19 protein-coding genes are annotated in these 20209 nt (G+C 71.4%); 10 read left to right on the top strand and 9 right to left on the bottom strand.

Annotation, left to right across the window (positions count from 1 at the left end; genetic code table 11):
• From HHX30_RS06070 to HHX30_RS06060, 3 genes are all read left to right on the top strand, one after another.
• The gene (locus HHX30_RS06070; RefSeq protein ID WP_169980246.1) at positions 1-396 is read left to right on the top strand and encodes a glyoxalase; all 396 of its coding nucleotides are present in this window, start codon (positions 1-3) and stop codon (positions 394-396) included.
• A 91-nt stretch (positions 397-487) separates the two neighbouring features.
• Positions 488-1057 carry an RNA polymerase sigma factor gene (locus HHX30_RS06065; RefSeq protein WP_169980244.1) on the top strand — a complete coding sequence of 190 codons (570 nt, stop codon included), beginning with the start codon at positions 488-490 and terminating at the stop codon, positions 1055-1057.
• Positions 1054-1692: a hypothetical protein gene (locus tag HHX30_RS06060; RefSeq protein WP_169980243.1), complete on the top strand. Its 639-nt coding sequence runs from the start codon at positions 1054-1056 to the stop codon at positions 1690-1692. The genes HHX30_RS06065 and HHX30_RS06060 overlap by 4 nt, the downstream gene beginning before the upstream one ends.
• Positions 1693-1823: 131 nt before the next feature.
• Here the strand turns inward: HHX30_RS06060 and HHX30_RS06055 are convergent, their stop codons facing one another.
• Together HHX30_RS06055 and HHX30_RS06050 are read right to left on the bottom strand one after the other, a co-directional pair.
• A complete protein-coding gene (locus HHX30_RS06055) occupies positions 1824-2726 on the bottom strand; it encodes a hypothetical protein (protein ID WP_169980241.1) in 903 nt (300 codons plus the stop codon).
• Positions 2727-2849: 123 nt separating this feature from the next.
• Positions 2850-4169, bottom strand: coding sequence for a hypothetical protein (locus HHX30_RS06050; protein ID WP_169980239.1), 1320 nt, complete (start codon positions 4167-4169; stop codon positions 2850-2852).
• Positions 4170-4401: 232 nt separating this feature from the next.
• Between HHX30_RS06050 and HHX30_RS06045 the strand changes: the two genes are divergently transcribed.
• From HHX30_RS06045 to HHX30_RS06035, 3 genes are all read left to right on the top strand, one after another.
• Entirely contained in the window at positions 4402-5586 is a 1185-nt protein-coding gene (locus HHX30_RS06045) for a thiolase family protein (protein ID WP_169980237.1), read from the top strand.
• Positions 5583-7688: a 3-hydroxyacyl-CoA dehydrogenase NAD-binding domain-containing protein gene (locus tag HHX30_RS06040; protein ID WP_169980236.1), complete on the top strand. Its 2106-nt coding sequence runs from the start codon at positions 5583-5585 to the stop codon at positions 7686-7688. Before HHX30_RS06045 ends, HHX30_RS06040 begins: the two co-directional genes overlap by 4 nt.
• Positions 7689-7967: 279 nt before the next feature.
• A complete protein-coding gene (locus tag HHX30_RS06035; protein WP_249349717.1) occupies positions 7968-8360 on the top strand; it encodes a DUF6247 family protein in 393 nt (130 codons plus the stop codon).
• On the opposite strand, the gene HHX30_RS06030 is transcribed toward HHX30_RS06035, so the two are convergent.
• Positions 8342-9415 carry an alkene reductase gene (locus HHX30_RS06030; protein WP_169980234.1) on the bottom strand — a complete coding sequence of 358 codons (1074 nt, stop codon included), beginning with the start codon at positions 9413-9415 and terminating at the stop codon, positions 8342-8344. The genes HHX30_RS06035 and HHX30_RS06030 overlap by 19 nt on opposite strands.
• 124 nt (positions 9416-9539) lie before the next feature.
• On the opposite strand from HHX30_RS06030, the gene HHX30_RS06025 reads away from it, so the two are divergent.
• Positions 9540-9908, top strand: coding sequence for a MerR family transcriptional regulator (locus tag HHX30_RS06025; protein ID WP_169980232.1), 369 nt, complete (start codon positions 9540-9542; stop codon positions 9906-9908).
• A gap of 101 nt (positions 9909-10009) precedes the next feature.
• Here HHX30_RS06025 and HHX30_RS06020 read toward each other — a convergent pair whose 3' ends face one another.
• Positions 10010-12181 (bottom strand): esterase family protein, encoded by a 2172-nt coding sequence (locus tag HHX30_RS06020; RefSeq protein ID WP_169980231.1) that lies wholly within the window; start codon positions 12179-12181, stop codon positions 10010-10012.
• Between the two features lie 702 nt (positions 12182-12883).
• Between HHX30_RS06020 and HHX30_RS06015 the strand changes: the two genes are divergently transcribed.
• Positions 12884-13252, top strand: coding sequence for a nuclear transport factor 2 family protein (locus HHX30_RS06015; protein WP_169980229.1), 369 nt, complete (start codon positions 12884-12886; stop codon positions 13250-13252).
• On the opposite strand, the gene HHX30_RS06010 is transcribed toward HHX30_RS06015, so the two are convergent.
• Entirely contained in the window at positions 13195-13728 is a 534-nt protein-coding gene (locus tag HHX30_RS06010) for a hypothetical protein (RefSeq protein ID WP_169980228.1), read from the bottom strand. The two genes, HHX30_RS06015 and HHX30_RS06010, sit on opposite strands and share 58 nt — an antisense overlap.
• Positions 13729-13841: 113 nt before the next feature.
• Here HHX30_RS06010 and HHX30_RS06005 point away from each other — a divergent pair, with 113 nt between their 5' ends.
• Positions 13842-14462: a LysE family translocator gene (locus HHX30_RS06005; RefSeq protein ID WP_169980226.1), complete on the top strand. Its 621-nt coding sequence runs from the start codon at positions 13842-13844 to the stop codon at positions 14460-14462.
• Here HHX30_RS06005 and HHX30_RS06000 read toward each other — a convergent pair.
• The 3 genes from HHX30_RS06000 to HHX30_RS43670 form a co-directional block, all read right to left on the bottom strand.
• Entirely contained in the window at positions 14428-15909 is a 1482-nt protein-coding gene (locus HHX30_RS06000; RefSeq protein ID WP_283246687.1) for an amino acid permease, read from the bottom strand. The genes HHX30_RS06005 and HHX30_RS06000 overlap by 35 nt on opposite strands.
• Positions 15910-15975: 66 nt before the next feature.
• Positions 15976-17889 carry a 1-deoxy-D-xylulose-5-phosphate synthase gene (gene dxs, locus HHX30_RS05995; RefSeq protein WP_169980224.1) on the bottom strand — a complete coding sequence of 638 codons (1914 nt, stop codon included), beginning with the start codon at positions 17887-17889 and terminating at the stop codon, positions 15976-15978.
• A 36-nt stretch (positions 17890-17925) separates the two neighbouring features.
• Positions 17926-18000 carry a hypothetical protein gene (locus HHX30_RS43670; RefSeq protein ID WP_396703460.1) on the bottom strand — a complete coding sequence of 25 codons (75 nt, stop codon included), beginning with the start codon at positions 17998-18000 and terminating at the stop codon, positions 17926-17928.
• A gap of 127 nt (positions 18001-18127) precedes the next feature.
• Between HHX30_RS43670 and HHX30_RS05990 the strand changes: the two genes are divergently transcribed.
• On the top strand, positions 18128-18940 hold the full coding sequence (locus HHX30_RS05990) for a neutral zinc metallopeptidase (RefSeq protein WP_169980223.1): 813 nt from the start codon (positions 18128-18130) through the stop codon (positions 18938-18940).
• Here the strand turns inward: HHX30_RS05990 and HHX30_RS05985 are convergent.
• On the bottom strand, positions 18937-20139 hold the full coding sequence (locus HHX30_RS05985; protein WP_169980740.1) for an ROK family transcriptional regulator: 1203 nt from the start codon (positions 20137-20139) through the stop codon (positions 18937-18939). The two genes, HHX30_RS05990 and HHX30_RS05985, sit on opposite strands and share 4 nt — an antisense overlap.
• Positions 20140-20209 lie beyond the last annotated feature (70 nt).

Genomic DNA, 20209 nt, shown 5'->3' with positions numbered 1-20209 from the left:
ATGCGGGGATACGGCCCGGACGTGGAGTCCCCCTTCGGCTACGTCCTTCACCACGTGCAGCTCGCCATCCCGCCCGGCGTGGAGGACGACTGCCGCCGCTTCTACGTGGGCCTGCTCGGCATGACCGAGATCGGCAAGCCCCCCGCGCTCGCCGCGCGCGGGGGCCTGTGGGTGCGGGCCGGCGCCCTGGAGATCCACCTCGGTGTGGAGGAGGACTTCCGCCCCGCGCGCAAGGCGCACCCGGGCATCCTGGTGACCGGCCTGGACGACCTCGCCGCGCGTCTGGGGACCGCCGGAGTCGAGGTCGCCTGGGATCCGCACTTCCCCGGCCATCGTCGCTTCTACGCCCACGACAACGTCGGCAACCGGCTCGAGTTCCTCTCCCCGGAGACCTGACCGGCGCGTACGACCGGCGATTGGAAATGAAGCATTTCGGCCTGGCTCGGTAAGTACAGGTGACCGCAGACGCCAGGAAAGGCCGAGATGCATGACAACTACCCGCGAAGTCGTCGCGGCGGATGATGCGACCCTCATCGGGAGATCGCTGCACGAGCCGGAGGTCTTCGCCGTCCTGTTCGACCGGCACGCACCACTCCTCCACCGCTATGTGACCAGGCGGCTGGGGCCCGGCGAGGCGGAGGACGTCGTGGCCGACACCTTCCTGGCCGCCTTCCAGAGCCGGGACGACTACGACCTGGGCCGCCCCGACGCCCGCCCGTGGCTGTACGGCATCGCCTCCAACATGATCGGGAAACGACGGCGCGCCGAGGCCGGCCTCTACCGCGCGTACCTCCGCAGCGGCGTCCATCCGGGGGAGATACCGGGCGCGCAGGTGGAGGACGGAGTCAACACCCTGGCCGTCAACCGGCCGCTGGCGCGGGCCCTGATGCGGCTCAAACGGGCCGACCGCGACGTGCTGCTGCTCGTCGCCTGGGCCGGGCTGAGCTACCAGGAGGTCGCCGAGGCGCTCGCGATCCCCCCGGGCACGGTCGCCTCGCGGCTCAACCGGGCCCGCAACCAGATTCGCCGGGATCTACCAGAAGGAGAATGGCAGTGAACGCGCTCACCAGCATGTGGCAGGCCGTACCCGCGGCCTCGCAGGACGACCTCGCCGGGGCCAGGCGGCGGCTGCTGGACGGGATGCACGCCCGGCGGCCCGCCCTCGCCGCCTCCCGGCGGCGGGTCGTCACGGCCCCTCGGCTGCTGATCGCGGCCGGCGTCGCGGCGGCGGCCGTCACCGCACCGCTGGTCGCCGGCGGCGGGACCCCGGCGTACGCCGTGACCGAGAACCCCGACGGCACGATCACGGTGGCTCTCAACGAGATGCGCGACCCCGAGGGACTGCGGGCCGATCTGCTGACGGCCGGCGTCACGGCCGACGTGTCGTTCCTGGCGCCGCACACGCGGTGCGCCGACTCACGGTTCGAGGGCGTGGACCCTTCGTACGGGTCGCGGGGCCACACGGAGGCGCAACTGCGGAACGGCGTGGAACGGTGGCGCTCGTTCGAGGCGGCCCAGGTGGTCGACGTCCGTGAGATCAGGATCCGTCCGGAGTTCATCCGGCCGGGCGAGACGCTCGTCCTGGAGTTCCGCGACAACCAGGACGCGCGGCGGCCCTGGCGGCTCGGCGCCTGGCTGGCCAGGACCGGCTCGCCCGTGAAGCCCTGCACGCCCGTCCCGGACGCCGGCTGAACCTGCCCGCGTCGTCCCGGTACGGCCGGAAGCTCCCGGAGGTACGCGACCGGCAGTGGCCGGCGTACGTCCGGGAGCCTCCTCTCCCCGCAGGGGCGTCCCGGCCGCGCGGCCCGAGGAGCCCCGCGTGATCAGGTCGCGTCGTCGTCGGTGACGACGAGCCGGGCGAAGCCGTCGCCGATCGTCGCGTTGACCGGCGCCGAGGCGACCACCTGGTAGGACTGCGGCGCGGACGCCACCGCGGTGTCGCCGTCGACCGGCACCCGGAAGGACGCCTCCAGGGCCCCGGCCGCGATGACGACCTCCTGCGCCGCCGAGGTGATCACCGGGGCGGCCCCGGTCGCGATCGACTGCCGTGCCCGGCCCGTCGCCCTCGTCCACGGTGGCGCCTTCCACCGACACCTGCGGCAGCCTGTCGGTGCGGGCCACACCCACGATGTGGCCAGATCGGAGAGGTAGACCGTGCCCTTCCGGCTCGCGCCCGAGATCCGGATCTCGCTGATCTGCTGCGGCTTGACGCCGGTGAGCGAGCTCAACGGGACGCGGACCGTGCGCAGCCAGATCTTGGGCAGCGGCGAGGCGGTGCCGGGGAACGCCGTGAGCGCGTCGCCGGCCTCGGACACCTTGACCGTGTGGGACGCGCCCCGCTTGTCGACGATCTCGACCGCGAGGTCCACGTCGCCGGTCGACGTCTCGTCCCTCGCCGCGCGGAAGGTGAGCGCGTCGTAGCGGGAGACGTTCTGGTCCGGCGTGTCCAGCGGCACCGTCACCGTGCCCGTGGGGTCGCTCCAGGAGAACCGCAGCACCGGTGTCGAGGCGACGTTGTTCGCGTACGTCGCGGGCGTCCAGGATGGCGCCTGCGAGGTGGTCAGCGTGGAGGCGCAGGACGGCAGGCCGCTCTGCGGCGAGCGGTCGAGCATCCCGGCGCAGACGACCGCGGCGGCCGAGCCGGAGATCCGGGCGGACGTCGACGGCGACGTGAAGGGGGCCACGTCGAGGCGCTTGCCCGCGGGCGCCTGGGCGACGGCGTGCACGACGGCCCGCCCCGCGGAGGCGGCGGTCCCGCCGCTGCCGTCGAACAGCGGCAGCAGGCCCTGCTCGCCGCCCTGGACCAGGCGGAAGAACCCGGCGATGTACGCCGTGCCGACCGCGTACTGCTAGGCGGCGGTCAGCCGTGACGGCGCGGCGCCGCCGCAGACCGGGTCGTCGCGCTTCGACCAGTCGTCGGACGCGGGCGCGTGCGCCACGCCCGGGGTCCATTCGGTGTTGAAGAAGTTGTGGTCGGCGCCCATGACCATCAGCGAGGAGCGGAAGGCCGGGTCGCCGGCGTCGGCGTACCGGGAGTCGTCGTAGAAGTGCTGGCCCTGCTGGTTGGAGACGTCCCCGTCGCAGTACGGCAGGATGACGGCCATCGGCGTGCCGGGCAGGGTCGCCCGCGCGAAGTCCGTCGGCGCGAGCGGGAGCACCGCCCTGATCCCGTACGGCGTGGCCCGGCCGGCGTTCATCAGCGCGGCCTTGACGACACCCTCGCCCCCGCGCGAGTGGCCCATCAGGCCGACGTCGGCCATGTCGAGGCGGCCCCTGAAAAGGCTCACCAGCTTCGCGTCGCCCACGCCCTTGCCGGCGTCGGCGAGCAGGTCGAGGTGCCGCATGACGACCTCGCCCCGGGCCAGCGCGCCCCGGTCCTCGCTGTAGGGGTTGTCCGCGGCGTTGACCCCGTTGGCGCTGACCGACACGACGACGTACCCGTGACTGGCCAGCACGTCGGCGGGGCCGTCGTAGCCCTGGTAACTGGCGATGGGCCGCTGCCCGGCCGGGCACGGCCACTGGGTGTTGGACGTCGTCCAGGCCGTGGGGTTGTAGCAGGCCGAGTGGCGGCCGTGCAGGAAGACGACCAGCGGGCGCCTGCCGCGGGCACCTTCCGGCAGGTAGACCTTCGCCCGGATCTCGGCCTGACGGCCGCCGAGTCCCGCCAGGGCGATGGCGGTGTCGCCGAGGTCGTACTCGTCGTGCCGCACGGCGTAAGGACCGGGCGCGGCCGGATCGACGGGCGTCGGGGCCTTCTTGCCGTGCGACTTGGGGGGCTGCGGGGCGGCCTTGCCGATGCCCGCCACGGTGGTCTCGGGCACCTCGCCGTTCCAGGCGACGTCGACCGACGACGCCGTTGCGACGGCGGGGTCGGGGGTGACGACCGTCAGCGTCATGCCGTCGGGCGACTCCTCGGCCGGGCCGAGCGAACGGCCGTCCGCCGCGAGTTCGGGGACCGCGTCGCGGACCGGCAGCGGGTTGTTCAGGTGGAGCGTGACCCGGTGGCCGCCGCTGACGGGTTCGACGGTCCAGGTGCCGTCCCCGCCACTCGGGCCGGCCGGTGCCGGCGGCGCGGCGTGCGCGGGTCCCGTGAGGAGGGGGGTGGACAGGGTCGCGGCCGTGACGGCCGCGGCGAGCGCCTTGGTCAAGGCGCGCACAGGAGAGCGCATCGGTTCCTTTTTCGAGTGCAATGCCCCAAGAAAGACACTCTCGTGAGTGGTTCTTGAGGTTTGTGAAGTTGCATCCCGAATGAGATCGTCACCGGCGGCATGTACTGATTCCGACCGGTTTCCTGCCGGTTAACGATCTTTCACCGGCCCCGATGGCCCCACCGATCCCCGAGACCGGTTACCGACCAGTAGCATAGGCCTCCGGAAGCTACCGACCAGTAGGAGCGAACCCGTGCCTGCGTCCCGTGAAGTCGTCTTCGTCGACGGCGTTCGGACGCCTTTCGGCAAGTCGGGCCCGAAGGGCCTGTACGCCGAGACGCGTGCCGACGACCTGGTAGTCCGCGTCATCCGCGAGCTGATGCGGCGCAACCCCGGCCTCCCCCCGGAGCGGGTGGACGAGGTGGCCATCGCGGCCACCACCCAGATCGGCGACCAGGGCCTGACGATCGGCCGGTCCGCGGCGGTGCTCGCCGGCCTGCCGAAGTCGGTCCCCGGCTACGCCATCGACCGCATGTGCGCCGGCGCGATGACCGCCGTGACCACGGTGGCGGGCGGCATCTCCTTCGGCGCGTACGACGTGGCCATCGCCGGCGGCGTGGAGCACATGGGCCGTCACCCCATGGGCGAGGGCGTCGACCCCAACCCCCGGTTCCTGTCCGAGCAGCTCGTCGACGGCTCGGCACTGATCATGGGCATGACCGCGGAGAACCTGCACGACCGCTACCCGTCCATCACCAAGGAGCGGGCCGACGCGTTCGCCGTCGCCTCCCAGGAGAAGGTCGCCAAGGCGTACGCCGACGGCAGGATCCAGCGCGACCTGGTGCCGGTGGCCGCCCGCAAGGCCGCCGAGGGCTGGGGGCTGGCCACGGCGGACGAGGCGCCGCGCCCCGGCACGACGCTGGAGGGGCTGCGCTCCCTCAAGACGCCGTTCCGGGCGCACGGGCGGGTGACCGCGGGCAACGCCTCCGGCATCAACGACGGCGCGACCGGCTGCATCGTGGCCGCCGAGGACGTGGCGCGGGAGCTGGGCCTGACCCCGCGCATGCGGCTGGTGTCCTACGCCTTCGCCGGTGTGGACCCCGAGGTGATGGGCGTCGGGCCGATCCCCTCCACCGAGCGCGCGCTGCGCCTGGCCGGGCTGTCCATCGGCGACATCGGCCTGTTCGAGATCAACGAGGCGTTCGCCGTGCAGGTGCTGGCGTTCCTCGAGCACTTCGGCATCGCCGACGACGACCCGCGCGTCAACCCGTACGGCGGCGCGATCGCGTTCGGCCACCCGCTCGCCTCGTCGGGCGTGCGGCTGATGACGCAGCTTTCGCGCGAGTTCGCCGAGCGTCCCGACGTCCGGTACGGGATCACCACGATGTGCGTCGGCATGGGCATGGGCGGCACCGTCATCTGGGAGAACCTGTCATGAGCACCCTCGACACCTGCAAGGCCCTCCTGGAGGGCAAGAACGCCGACGAGGTCGTCACCAAGGCCCTCGTGCGCGACGTCGAGCTGCCGTACGGCGCGGGCACGATGGCGCTGATCACGCTCGACAACGGCCTCGACCACACCAAGCCCAACACCTTCGGCCCGCACGGCCTGCTCGCGCTCAACGAGGCGCTCGACGCCATCGCCGCGCGGTCCGATCTGGCGGCCGTCGGCCTCGTCGGCAAGCCGTTCATCTTCGCCGTCGGGGCCGACCTCAAGGGCGCGGCGGCGGTCTCCTCCCGCGAGGAGGCGCTCGCCATCGGGCAGCTCGGGCACCACGTCTTCCGCCGCCTGGGCGAGCTGGACGTGCCGTCGTTCGCGTTCGTCAACGGCGCGGCGATGGGCGGCGGTCTGGAGATCGCCCTCCACTGCACCTACCGCACCGTGTCGTCGGGCGTCCCGGCCATCGCGACGCCGGAGTGCTTCCTCGGCCTGGTGCCGGGATGGGGCGGCACCCAGCTCCTCCCCCGCCTGATCGGCCCGGAGAAGGCGCTCAAGGTCATCATCGAGAACCCGCTGTCGCAGAACCGCATGATCAAGGGCCGCGACGCGTTCGCCCTCGGGATCGCCGACGCGATGTTCGAGCCCGCCGACTTCGTCGAAGAGTCGCTGCGGTGGGCCGCCCAGGTGCTGCGCGGCGAGGTGACCGTCGAGCGGGCCGACCACACCGCCGAGGACTGGGCGCCGGTGGTCGACCAGGCCCGTACCCTCGTCGACCTCAGGCTGCGGGGGGCCTCCCCCGCTCCGTACCGGGCGCTCGACCTCGTGGCCCTGGCCCGTACGGCGTCCCGCGACGAGGGCTTCGCCGCCGAGGACGAGGCGCTGGCCGACCTGCTCATGAGCGACGAGCTGCGGGCCGGACTGTACGCCTTCGACCTGGTGCAGCGCAGGGCCAAGCGGCCGGCCGGCGCGCCGGACAGATCGCTCGCCCGCCCGGTCACCAAGGTCGGCGTGGTGGGCGCCGGGCTCATGGCCTCGCAGCTCGCGCTGCTGTTCGCCCGCCGCCTGGAGGTCCCGGTCGTGCTGACCGACCTCGACCAGGCCCGGCTGGACAAGGGCGTCGGCTACGTCCACGTCGAGGTCGACAAGCTGCTCGGCAAGGGCCGGATCTCCGCCGACCAGGCCAACCGGCTGAAGGGCCTGGTGAGCGGGTCGCTGACCAAGGACGCCTTCGCCGACGCCGACTTCGTGATCGAGGCCGTCTTCGAGGACCTCGCCGTGAAGCAGAAGGTGTTCGCCGAGGTCGAGGAGGTCGTCTCCGGCACCTGCGTGCTCGCCACCAACACCTCCTCGCTGTCCATCACGGACATGGCCTCCGGCCTGCGGCATCCGGAGCGGGTCGTGGGCTTCCACTTCTTCAACCCGGTCGCGGTGCTGCCGCTCCTGGAGATCGTCCGGGGCGCGGCCACCGACGACGCCACGCTGGCCACGGCGTTCGCGGTCGGCAAGACGCTGAAGAAGTCGTCCGTGCTGGTCAAGGACGCGCCCGCGTTCGTCGTCAACCGGCTGCTGACGCGCTTCATGGGCGAGGTCACGGCCGCCGCCGACGAGGGCACCCCGCTGGAGGTCGCCGACCACGCGCTCGACTCGCTCGGCCTGCCGATGACGCCGTTCGCGCTGCTGCAGCTCGTCGGCCCGGCCGTCGCGCTGCACGTGGCCGAGACCATGCACGCGGCGTTCCCGGACCGCTTCGGCGTCTCGGAGAACCTCGCCAAGCTGGTCGCCGCGGGCAAGCCCGGCCTGTACGGCGCGGACTTCCAGATCGACCCGGAGGTGCGGGCGCTGTTCGAGGGCGGCTCGTCCCCCTCGACCGCCGACGAGGTGCGGCTGCGCGCGCTGCGGGCCCTCGCCCAGGAGATCAGGCTCATGCTCGACGAGGGCGTGGTCTCCGCGCCGCAGGACATCGACCTGTGCATGATCCTCGGCGCGGGCTGGCCGTTCCACACCGGCGGCATCACGCCGTACCTCGACCGCACGGGCATCTCGGAGGAGGTCACCGGCTCCCGCTTCCTGGAGCCCGGTGTGGCCTCCGTGCCGGCCTGACGCACGGGGCCGCCCGGCCGGCACACGGGTGGCCCGCCTGAGCCTTCCGCCACGGACCCGCGAACCACGAAATCGCGGACCCACCAGGCCCTTCACCACAGGGCCGCGCGGAACACCGGGGCCCCGCACCACAGGGGCCCCGACCCGAGCCGCCGCGCCGTATCGGCGCGGCGGCTCGGCGGCTCGGCGTCACCGAGGTGGTGGCGGCATTCCCGCTCTGCCGGGCCGGAAGATGTCGTCCCTTCTCTGCACGCTCTATGAGCAGGAAGGGAGCAGGCCATGACAGCGCAGCCGCACGACTTCGTACCGGGTGAAACGCCGTTGCCGGAGAAGAACCTGCGTGCCATACGCGCCGCGTTGGTCATCCCCCAGGACCGCGAGGTGTTCGACGCTGGACTGAAGGCGGTGCTCGACGAGGTCAGGGTCAGCCTGGACCTGAGTGCACTGAATACGTTCGTGCACCGGTGGTGGATTTCCGCCTGTGACTCGGTACGCGATCCCGAAGGCCGTCGGCAGATGCACAACCGGGCCGAACAGGTCCTCGCCGGCGGCCCCCGGACCGAGGGAAAACCCTGGCGCGAGATTCTCGCCGCTCGCGGAGTTGTTCACGCTTCTGGCCACCGAAACCCAACGGCCCATGCTGCCCCACGCGGTCAGGCCGCGTGCCGGTAGGCGGGGTAGGTGAGGTAGCCCGCGTCGCCGCCCTGGTACCAGGTGGACTCGTCGTCCGGCGCGATGGGGAGTCCCTGGCGCAGCCGCTCCACGAGGTCGGGGTTGGCGATGAAGGCGCGGCCGAAGCTGATCAGGTCGGCGCCGAGCCCCAGCCAGTGATCGGCCGCGGCCTTGTCCGCCCGCCGGGGGCCCATCGGGAAGACCGGGTTGACGACGAGCGTGCCGGGCCAGGCCTTGCGCAGTTCGACGAGCACGTCCTCGTCGGTGGTGGCCTCGATGTGGACGTACGCCAGGTCCAGGGGTGCCAGCTCGGCCAGCAGCGCGCCGTACAGCTCGGGGACGTCGCTGTCCTCCGCGCCCCAGAAGCCCGCGCCGGGCGAGAGCCGGATGCCCGTCCGGTCTCCGCCCACCGCCTCGGCGGTAGCCGACACCGCCTCCACGGCGAAACGGATCCGGTTGGCGATCGGCCCGCCGTACGCGTCGGTGCGCAGGTTGGCGGTGCCCGACAGGAACTGGGCGATGAGATACCCGTTCGCGCCGTGCAGTTCCACGCCGTCGAAGCCGGCGTCGACGGCCCTGAGCGCGGCCTGCGCGTAGGACAGGGCCTGCTCGGGCACCTCGGCGGTCTCCAGCGCCCTCGGCACGGGCGCCGGCTTGGGCCCTGACGGGGTGAACACCTCGCCGGGAGCGGGGACGGCAGAAGGGCCCACTGGCCGCATCCCCGTGGTGTCGGGGTGGGAGACGCGGCCCCCGTGCATGATCTGGGCGAAGACGCGGCCGCCGTTGGCGTGGACCGCGTCGGTGACCGGCCGCCACGACGCGACCTGCTCGTCGGTGTACAGCCCCGGAGTGCCCGGGTTGGACTGCCCCACGAGGCTCGGCTGCACTCCTTCCGTCACGATGAGCCCGGCGGTGGCGCGCTGGGCGTAGTAGGCCGCCATCGACGGTGTGGCCAGGCCGCCCGCGGCCGCGCGGACGCGGGTCATCGGGGCCATCACCACACGGTTGGGCAGGGTCAGCGCGCCGAGCCGGTAGCGGTCGAAGAGGGTCGTCATTCCTGAACGCCTTTCGGGAACCTGCGGATGGTCGTGTCCGCCGGCTGGACACACGACTACGCTAAGACCTGACATTGACGTCAGATGCAAGCGTTCGAGCCGAGGTTTTCCGACAGGAGGCGCGATGCGGATCGGCGAGTTGGCGTCGCAGGCGGGAGTGAGCGTCCGTTCCCTGCGCTACTACGAGGAGCAGGGCCTGCTCACCAGCACGCGCAGCCCCAGCGGCCAGCGCCACTACACCGAGGACGAGGTCGAGCGGGTGCGGTTCATCCAGCGCCTGTACGGCGCGGGGCTGTCGAGCCGGACGATCGCCGAGGTGCTGCCGTGTGTCGACTCGCCGAGCGAGCGGAACTCCGACGAGGCGTTCGAGCGGCTGGTCCAGGAGCGCGACCGGATCAGCCGGCACATCGACGAGCTCGCCCAGGCCCGCGACGCCCTCGACCTGCTCATCGACGCCAACCGCGCGCACCGCGCGCACCTGATGCCTCGCTGACCACGGACATGACGACGGCGGCGCGCCGCCGATCGTGACCTCCGCGACAGACCGCCACGACCCTCCCGTGCACGTACGGGAGGGTCGCCGCGAGGACGGGGTCAGCGCGTGAACAGGCGCGGCGCCAGGTCGATGAGGTTCTTCTGCCACACGTCCCAGCCGTGCGGCCCCGGGGTGACCCCGTCGAACTCGTAGCGGATGCCGAGATCGTTGAGCGTGGTCAGTGACCCCATGAAGAACGGCTGCACGAAGTCGGTCTGGTCACCGACGTACAGGCGCAGCATCTTCGTCCCGTTGTTGATCGCCGCCACGTCGACGCCGGCGCCGTCGCCGAACCAGGCCGAGAACGCCGCGACGTAGGCGAACCGGCCCGGGTACGCCTTGAGCACCCCGAGCGTCTGCACCCCGCCCATCGAGAGACCGGCCAGGGCCTGGCGCGACGGGTCGCCGGAGATGTTGTAGCGGGCGCGGGCCGCCGGGACGATGTTCTCCAGCAGCTCCTTGTTGAAGTCGGGCACGTTGCCGTTGCCCATCACGACCACCATCGGCACCAGCTTCCCGTCGAGGAACTGGTGGTCGAGGATCTGCTTGGCACGGCCCATCTCGACCCAGTCCGTGTAGCTCTGACCGCTGCCGTGCTGGAGGTAGAGGACGGGATACGGCTCCGCGCGCTTGGCGTCGTAGCCGGGCGGGGTCCACACCAGCGCGGTCCGGTCCTGGTTCGCCACCGTGCTCGCGTACGTCAGGCTCTCGATCTTCCCGCCCCGGCCGGCCGGAACATCCGAGAGCAGGCGTGACCTCTCGCCCGGGATGAAGAAGGAGCTCCAGTTCGGCTCGGAGGTCACCTTCGTCGGGTTCGACGCGTCCTTGACCGCGACCCGGTCCACGATCCACTGGTAGTAGTAGAACCACGGGTCCAGCGGACCGATGGTCACCCGCCACCGGTCGCCGGCGCGGGACATCGGAACGCGCAGCCAGCTCCCGCCGGGAGCGTCGTTCGCCCACACCGTGACGTGCTTGGCGTCCTTGAAGTCCGTCGAGGTCTCGAAGGTGACGAAGCCGTCCTGCACGAAAGGCGTCGGGGTGGTGCCGGGCGCCGGCGGGGTGAACTCGCCCTTCAGCGGCCCGTGACCGGCGCTCGGACCGTGATCCCGCACCGTGCGGAACAGCCGGGGCACGAAGTCGATCAGGTTCTCCTGCCAGGCCTTCCAGTTCGCCCCGGCGTCGGGGTTGACCCCGTCGAACTCGTACCTGATGCCCGCGCGGCTCAACGCCCTCGTGAGGTGGACGGTGGCGTTGTACGCGGGATCGGTCACGTTCCCGGTGTACAGGCGCAGCAGCTTGAGGTCGCGGTTGATCGCCTTGGCGTCCGGCCGGTCGGCGCCGTCCGTCAGCAGACCCGAGAACGAGCCGGCGTAGGCGAAGTCGTTCGGCTTGGTCAGCGCGGCACGCAGCGCCTGCGTCCCGCCCTCGGACACACCGGCGATCGCCTGGTGCGCCGGGTCGCGGAGGACGCGGTAGGCGTCCCCGACCGCCTTGCGGAGGTCCTTCAGCTCCTTGTCGTCGGCCGCCCCGTCGCCGATTACGACCACCATCGGCTCCATGGAGCCCTGGGCCGACAGGTTGTCGAGGATCTGCCTGGCCCGGCCGAGGTCGAGCCAGTCGGTGGCGCTCTGCCCGTGGCCGGACCGCAGGAACAGCACCGGGTAACCCTTCGGCCCCTTGGCCTGGTAGCCGGGCGGCGTCCACACCAGCGCCGAGCGCTCCTTCTTCTTGACCTGGTAGGTCAGCGTCTCGACCTTGCCGCCCTGTCCCTGCGGCGCGTCCGCCAGCAGACGCGCCGAGTCACCCGGAACGAGGAAGGTGCTCCACAGCGGCTTGGACGCCACACTGGTGGCGTTCGTCGGATCCTTGAGGCTCCTGGTGTCGTCCCCCGTGACCTGGTAGGAGTACAGCCCCGGCTTGAGCGGGCCGAGGGCCCCCCACCAGACGTCGCCCCGGCGGGTCAGACCGTACTCCGCCCAGGCGGAGGAGGGGCCGAAGTTCCCCTCGACCGCCAGCTGCGACACCGGGCCCGCGTTGGCCTCGATGTAGGCCGCCGGGATGCTGATCGCCACGTAGCCGTCGTCCGAAACACTCAGCCACGGTGTGTCCGCCACCGCTGGTCGCGGCGCGACCAGAATCGCCGCGACCGCCATGACTCCGGCGGTGATCACCGCCGAGAGCCGGCGCACGCCCTTGGGGCGCAGGCCGCCGTGCTGGAATAACGTCATACCGAAACTCCCATGATGGCCGCAGCGGTCGGTCTGACCCACCGACCTTACTCGTCGGTAGAATGCGCCATCGATTCTGTGACCGCACATCCGTCGGCACAGGCGCATTCGCTCTCTATTAGTCGCGAGCAATATCGGTCGCGATTCCAACGAGTCAAGTTAATTGATAAGGGCGGGATACACAAGCCTGCTTCGCGCCGACCGGCCAGGACACGGCCGTTGCGCCGGCGCCGCCTCGGAGCATGCCGCATCCACGGGAGCCCGGCGGACACGGCACCGATTCATGGACGCAAGGGTGACCTCCCACATGTCCGCCGCCCGGACAGCGGCCGGCGCCGGGCGGCCGCTGTCCGGGGAGTGAAACGGACGGCAGCGGAGCGCTGTCCCCGCCGGAGACGCGACCGGTGCCGACCGCGGCGAACGGTTGCCGATGCTTGACCGGCGTCTCTGACGCCGCCGGATCGGCAGCTCATTCAGAAGACGCCGTTTCCCGGAGACGGCGGTCCGGAGGCCCCTCGTCGCATGGCCCTCGTCCCGGCGGCGTGCGGTCACCTGAACGCGAATTCGTTCTCTTCGCGGCGGCTCGCGCTGTTCGCACCGCCGGGTTAACCGTCCCCCAATAGCGCGCAAGTCGCATACTCTTCCGCGATCGGGTAAGCGGCCCTTCGTGTCAAAGTTCGCGACGACGAGAAGAGGCCGGACATGGAAAGGACACAAGACGAGCTGATCGCCCTGGAAACAGCGGGCTGGGCAGCGCTTTCCTCCACCCCCGAGGCCGCCACCGAGTTCTACGAGCAGGTCCTCGACCGTACCGTCGTCATGCTCCTGCCCGGCGGCATGGTGCTCGACGACCGAGCGGCGATCGTGAAGTCGATGGCGGGGCAGCCATGGTCCTCCCACGAACTCCAGGACGCGCGAGTGGTGCACCTCACCGACGACACCGGGCTGGTCACGTACGGCGTCGTCGCCGAACGGGACGGCGATTCCGCGTACTCGGCGCTGATGAGCAGCCTTTACGTGCGCAGGCAGGACGGCTGGAAGCTCGCCTTCCACCAGCAGACCCCGCGTTGAGGCCCACACGAGCACCGGCGCCTGTTCCGGGCCGTAGTGCGCGCCGACCTCGTCCAGGTGCCGCCTCGACGACGCGCAGGCGGCGTCGTAGTCGCCCATGCCGCCCTCGGCCATCTCGACGGTGACCGTGCGCCGGTCGCGTTCGCCGCGCACCGCGCCGACCAGTTGACGCCGGCCGATCGTCTTCGGACCCACACGCTGCCGCCGGTGTCGTTGTGGTCCTTGAGCCCGAACGTCGTGTCCGACCAGCCCGACTTGGAGGAGTCCCACATGCGCGGCGCGGGCGCGTGGAACACCTCGGCCCCCGACTCGGTGAGCGCGCTCAAGCCACCGGTCGCCGCCTTGCGCACGCTCAGCCCGTCCGCGCGCAGGCCGAAGGCGAGCCGGTTCAGCGCGGGGTTGGCGGCGGCCTGCCCGGACTTGACCACGAGTACCTCGGAGAAACCGAGCACCGACGCGGTCACCTTCAGGTCCACACCCGGCAGCACCTCGGCATACGTCGCGGTATCCCCCTCAGGGCGCCGGCCGCGTCCCCCCGCTGTCCGACCGGCGATACCCTCTCGTGCGGACGAAACGGGAGGTTACGGGCGTGACGGAACTGCTGATGGGGCTCAGCCTCGGCCTGGGGGCGGGTGTCACACCCGGGGCGCTGCTGACCCTCGTCATCACCGCCAGCCTGCGCGGCGGGTTCCGCGCGGGGGTGCGCCTGGCCTGCGTGCCGCTGCTGTCCGATCTTCCCGTGGTGCTGCTCGCCGTGACGGCCGTCGGGGCGCTGCCGCAGGTGCTCCTGCGCGTCCTGGCGGTCGGAGGCGGGCTCTACGTCGTGTACCTCGGCGTGGAGACGCTGCGCGAGGCCCGTACGGCCCTGCCGCCTTGGCCGGGCGAGGCGGCGCCCTCCTCGGCCGGGGAGGTCCTGCGCGGCGTCGTGGTGAACCTGCTCAACCCGCACCCCTGGCTGTTCTGGATCGCCGTGGGCTCCCCGATCTTCGTCTCCGCGTGGGACCACGCCCCGGCGTACGCGCTGGCCTTCGTGGGTGGCTTCTACCTGGTCCTGGTGGGGTCCAAGGTGGTGCTCGCGGGGGCCGTGGGGGCCGGCCGGCACCGGCTGACCGCCCGCGGCTACCGCCTGCTGCTGGGCGCGAGCGGCCTGCTGCTGGCCGCCGTCGGCGTCGTGCTCACCGTCCGAGGACTGCTTCCCCGGGCGTTGTAGTCGCCACCCTGCTGCGGCGGTGGCCGTACAGGAAGTAGACGACCGCGCCGACGGCCATCCAGACGAGGAACCGGATCCAGGTCTCCACGGGCAGGTTGAGCATCAGGTAGGCGGATGCCAGCACCGACAGGATCGGCACCAGCGGCACCAGCGGCGTACGGAAGGAGCGGGGCAGGTCGGGGCGGGTCCTGCGCAGGATCACCACCGCCACCGCGACGATCACGAACGCGAACAGCGTGCCGATGTTCACCAGCTCCGCGATGGCGCTCAGCGGGATCAGCGCCGCGAGCAGCGCGGTGACCGCGCCGATGACGATCGTGATCCGGTACGGCGTGCGGAACACGGGGTGGACCCGGGCGAGGGAGCGGGGCAGCAGGTTGTCGCGGCACATCGCGAACAGCACGCGGCTCTGGCCGAGCATGAGGATCATCACGACGGTGGTGAGCCCGGCGATGGCGCCGATGCTGATCAGCATCGCCATCCAGGGCTGGCCCACCGCCCGGAACGCGTCGGCGAGCGGGGCCGACGCGCTGAGCTCGGAGTAGTGCTGCATGCCGACGACCACGAGCGAGACCGCCACGTAGAGGATCGTGCACACGACGAGCGAGGCGATGATCCCGATCGGCAGGTCGCGCTGGGGGCGGCGGGTCTCCTCGGCCGCGGTCGCCACGACGTCGAACCCGATGTAGGCGAAGAACACCAGGGCGGCGGCCGTGAAGACGCCGAAGACGCCGTACGCGACCGGCTGCACGCCGAACAGCACCTGGATGAGCGGCGCCTTCATGCCCTCGGTCGCGGGCATCGCCTGGGCCGGCGGGATGAACGGCCGGTAGTTGCCTCCCTTGACGAAGAACAGCCCGGCGACGATCACGAGCAGCACCACGGCCATCTTGACCGCCACCATGGCGCCGTTGAACCGGGCCGACATCTTGATCCCGGCCACCAGCACCCCGGTCAGCAGGATCACGATCAGCGCCGCCGGGATATTGAAGACGGCCTCGTCGCCGGCGATGGACGGCGGCAGATAGACGCCGAAGTTCTTCAGCAGCGACGCGAAGTAGCCCGACCAGCCCGAGGCGACCACCGCCGCGCCCAGGGCGAGCTCCAGCATCAGGTCCCAGCCGATGATCCAGGCGGGAAACTCGCCGATCGTGGCGTACGCGTAGGTGTAGGCCGAGCCGGCGACCGGCACCGTGGCGGCGAACTCGGCGTAACACAGGGCCGCGAGCGCGCACACGACCCCGGCGACCACGAAGGAGATCGCGACGGCCGGTCCGGCCGTGTTGCGCGCCGCCACGCCGGTCAGCACGAAGATCCCGGTGCCCACGATGACGCCGACGCCGAAGACGGTCAGGTCGAGAGCGCTCAGACTGCGCCTGAGCCGATGCTCGCCGCCTTCGGCATCCTCAATCGACTGTTCTACCGGCTTCGTCCGGAACACGCTCATCCGCAGGCTCCTCGTCATGTCGATGACCTGCAAGCTTCCCGGTCACACCGGTATTACTCCTGGTTGTCAATCGGTGGGCTGCACCAGCCGCGCCGGATGGCTCTCCATCACCGGCGACCGGCGTGCCACGGCCTCGGTGATCTGACGGGCGAGGTCCTGCCCGGTCAACCCGATCTCGGAGAGGATCTTGGCCCGCTTGGCGTGGTCGAGGAAACGCTGCGGGATGCCGTAGGTGCGCATCGGCACGTCCACGTCGGCGTCGCGCAGCAGGCGCGCGACGGCGTCGCCCACGCCGCCGACCCGGCCGTTGTCCTCCACCACGACGACCAGCTTGTGCGCCGCGGCGGCCAGCACCAGGGCCCGGTCCAGCGGCTTCACCCAGCGGGGGTCCACCACGGTGGCCGAGATGCCCTGCGCGTCGAGGAGGCCCGCGGCCTCCAGGCAGATCTCGGCCATCGGGCCGACCGCGACCAGCAGCACGTCGGCGTCGCCGGCCCGCAGGACGTCCATCTCGCCGAGCTTGCCGACGGCCTCCACGTCCTGCGGCAGGGCGCCCTTGGGGTAGCGGACCACCGACGGACCGTCGTCGATGCGGACCGCCTCGGCCAGCAGCTCGCGCAGCCGCGTGCCGTCGCGCGGGACGGCGATCGACAACCCGGGGATCACCTGCAGAATCGACAGGTCCCACATGCCGTTGTGGCTGGGGCCGTCGTCTCCCGTCACGCCCGAGCGGTCGAGCACGACGGTGACCGGCAGGCGGTGCAGCGCCACGTCCATCAGGAGCTGGTCGAAGGCCCGGTTGAGGAACGTCGCGTAGAGGGCCACGACCGGGTGGACGCCGCCGAGGGCGAGCCCCGCGGCGCTGGTCAGGGCGTGCTGCTCGGCGATGCCCACGTCGTAGATGCGGTCCGGGTACGCCTCGGCGAACGCGGCCAGGCCGACCGGGTGGAGCATCGCCGCCGTGATCGCGACGACGTCGTCCCGCTCGCCCCCGATCTTCACGATCTCCTCGCTGAACACGTTGGTCCAGCTGTGCGGCTTGGGCCGCTCCTCACCCGTCAGCGGGTCGAACGGGCCGGGGCCGTGGAAGCAGTCCTCGTCGTGGTTCTCCGCGTGGGTGTAGCCGTTGCCCTTGCGGGTCAGCACGTGGACGATGACGGGCCCGCGGAAGCCCCGGGCGCGGCGCAGGGCGGCCTCCACGGCCCCCTCGTCGTGCCCGTCGATCGGGCCGACGTACTTCAGCCCGAGGTCCTCGAACATGACCTGGGGGGTCACGATGTCCTTCAGGCCCTTCTTGATGCCGTGCAACGTGTCGTAGAGCGGCGCGCCGACCACCGGAACCCGGGCGAGGTTGTTCTTCACCAGTTCGAGCACGTGCTCGTAGCCCTGGGTCATCCGCAGGGACGACAGGTGGGAGGCCAGACCGCCGATCGTCGGCGAGTAGGAGCGGCCGTTGTCGTTGACCACGATGATCAGCGGCAGGTCCTTGCGCCCGGCGATGTTGTTCAGCGCCTCCCAGGCCATGCCGCCGGTCAGTGCGCCGTCGCCGATCACGGCCACCACCGTGCGGCCGGTCTCCCCGCGCAGCGTGATCGCCTTGGCCAGCCCGTCGGCGTACGACAGGGCGGTGGAGGCGTGGGAGTTCTCGATCACGTCGTGCTCGGACTCGGCCTGGCTGGGATATCCCGACAGGCCGCCCTCCTGGCGCAGCGTGCCGAACTGCCCGGCCCGCCCGGTCAGCATCTTGTGCACGTACGCCTGGTGGCCGGTGTCGAACAGGATCGGGTCGCGCGGCGAGTCGAAGACCCTGTGGAGGGCGATGCTCAGCTCGACGACGCCCAGGTTGGGCCCGAGGTGGCCGCCGGTCTTCGCGACGGAGGAAACCAGCAGATCGCGGATCTCCGCCGCCAGCGCGGGCAACTCCCCCGCCTCAAGGCGCTTCACGTCGAGCGGGTCCTTGATCGTCTCCAGAATCCCCACCGCGCATCCTTCCGCTCGCCATCGAACGGATCGAGTCTAGTTCCAGGCAGGCCTGGAGGTATCAGGGGTGGCACCGAACCTCCACAAGACCTTTCCCGTGACGACATCGATTCCGCTTTACCCGTTGCCGCCTCCTGCCCTACCCTCATGATCCACGTGGGGAAAGTCCGTATTACTGCGCCTTCGGGCTCCTCGCCACATTCCTGACTCTCTCTCTGTCCGCTTGGGATGCCCACTCATGATTCGCATAAGCCTCCGCCCGGCGGCCGTCGCGGCCACGGCGGTGGCCGGAGTCCTGTCCCTCACCGGCACCGCGGGGGCGTCCGGCGCGACGGCGGCGCCGGCCACGTCCTCGGCGCGGCCCATGCCCACGGGTCCCGGGGCGCTGACGAGGAACCCGCTCTACACCACCGGCGAGTTCGAGTTCTTCGAGTGCACCGAGCTGAGCCGCAGGCCCGGCGACATCGACACCTACCGGGTCTACCTGGACAACCTGCTCGACTGCCTCAACCGGACCTGGACCGAGGAGTTCCGGCAGGCCGGGCTGAAGTTCTCCCCGCCCAAGGTGCGTTACATCACCAAGAGCGTGGCGACGGGCTGCGGCAAGTACCCGGCCGGCTACGCGGCGGGCCTGTACTGCCCCAGGAACGGCACGATGTGGATCCTGCTGTCCAAGGGACAGCTGTCCGACCCCAACGAGTTCAGCCTCTTCACGGTCATCGCCCACGAGTACGGCCACTACGCGCAGGACCGCGCCGGCATCCTGCTCGAGTTCGCCCGGCAGTACCCCAGGCTGAGCAAGAAGCGCATCGGCGACCTCAACCGCCGCATCGAGCTGCAGGCCGAGTGCTTCTCCGGCGCCTTCATCGGCAGCGTCTGGCGCTCGCTCGGCCGTGACCAGGTCGACTGGGACGACCAGCTCAAGTGGATCATCGGCGACAAGTGGCACGGCAAGGCGGCCAGCATCCGCTACTGGCTCAAGCGCGGCTGGTACGGCAACGGCCCGAAGGTGTGCAACACCTTCTCCGCCCCCGCGGCGAAGACGGCCTAGGGAGCGACCCGGGACAGCGCTTCGAGGGGGTCGGCGAGCACCTGGGCGAAGGCCAGCTCGGCGGCCCCCATCAGGGTCGCGTCGTCGCCCAGGGCCGAGGTGCGCAGCCGCACCTGCTCCCGCGTCGCGCGCAGGGTGCCGGTCGCGATCCGGCTGCGCACCTGGGCGGCCGAGCCCAGGTAGATCTCCCGCAGGATGCCGCCGAAGACGACCATCTCGGGATTGAAGATGTTCACCAGGCTGGCCACGCCGAGCCCGAGCCAGTTCCCCACGCGGGCGAGGGCCTCCTGGGCCATCACGTCGCCGCGGTCGGCGGCGTCGACGACGGCGCGGACCGCGTCCCGCCCGATGATCTCGCCGTACCGGCCGGCGTGCTGCATGAGGGCGGGCTCCCCCACCTCGGCCTCCAGGCAGCCGCGCGAGCCGCAGGCGCAGGGGCGGCCGTCCGGGTTGACCACCATGTGGCCCACCTCGCCGCCGTACCCGCCGTACCCCCCGAGGAGCTGGCCGTTCACGATGATCCCGCCGCCGATCCCCACGTCGGCGTGCAGGTAGATCAGGTCGCGGCAGCCCGCGCCGATCCCGCGGGTGTGCTCGGCGAGCGCGCCGAGGTTGGCCTCGTTGCCCACCGCCACCGGCAGCCCGAGCGCGAGCCGCCTGGTCAGCTCCTCCCCCAGCGGCACCTCGAACGCGCCGATGTTGGGCCCGATCCTGACCACGCCGTCGGAGGCCCGGACCACGCCGGAGACCGCCGCGGCCGCGCCGACGCAGATCGTGTCCTCACGCGTCTTGCGCCGCATCTGCCGGGCGAAGCCCGCCAGCGTCCCCACGACCTGCGCCATGTCGAACGGCTGGCGCGCCCGTGCGGTCTCGCGGCGGTCGAGGATCACGCCGCCGAGGCCGATACGCGCGGCGGCCAGCCGGTCGACCCCCACCTCGAAGGCGAGCACGTAGACGCGGGCCGTCTCCGGGCGGACGACCAGCGACGGCCGTCCCGCCCGGCCGGTGTCCTTGGGCAGTTCCTCCCTGACGAGACCGGCCGCCGTGAGGTCCGCCGTGAGCGCCATGATGGTGCTGCGGTTCAGCCCCATCAGCGCGGTCAGCTCGGCCCGCGAGGTCGGCCCGCCCAGGTGGACGTGCCGCAGGAGCGTCCCGAGATTGTGCTTGCGGATCTCCTCCTGTGAGGGACCGGCGCGCATCATCGGGGCAGCCTCGCGGATTCCGTGGGGGGCGGTCAGGGGGGGACGTGAGAGAGCTCAGGGGGCGCAG

The sequence above is a fragment of the Microbispora sp. H10836 genome, assembly GCF_012999525.1.
Classification (GTDB): domain Bacteria; phylum Actinomycetota; class Actinomycetes; order Streptosporangiales; family Streptosporangiaceae; genus Microbispora.
This window is presented reverse-complemented; position numbering and strand designations above follow the sequence as displayed.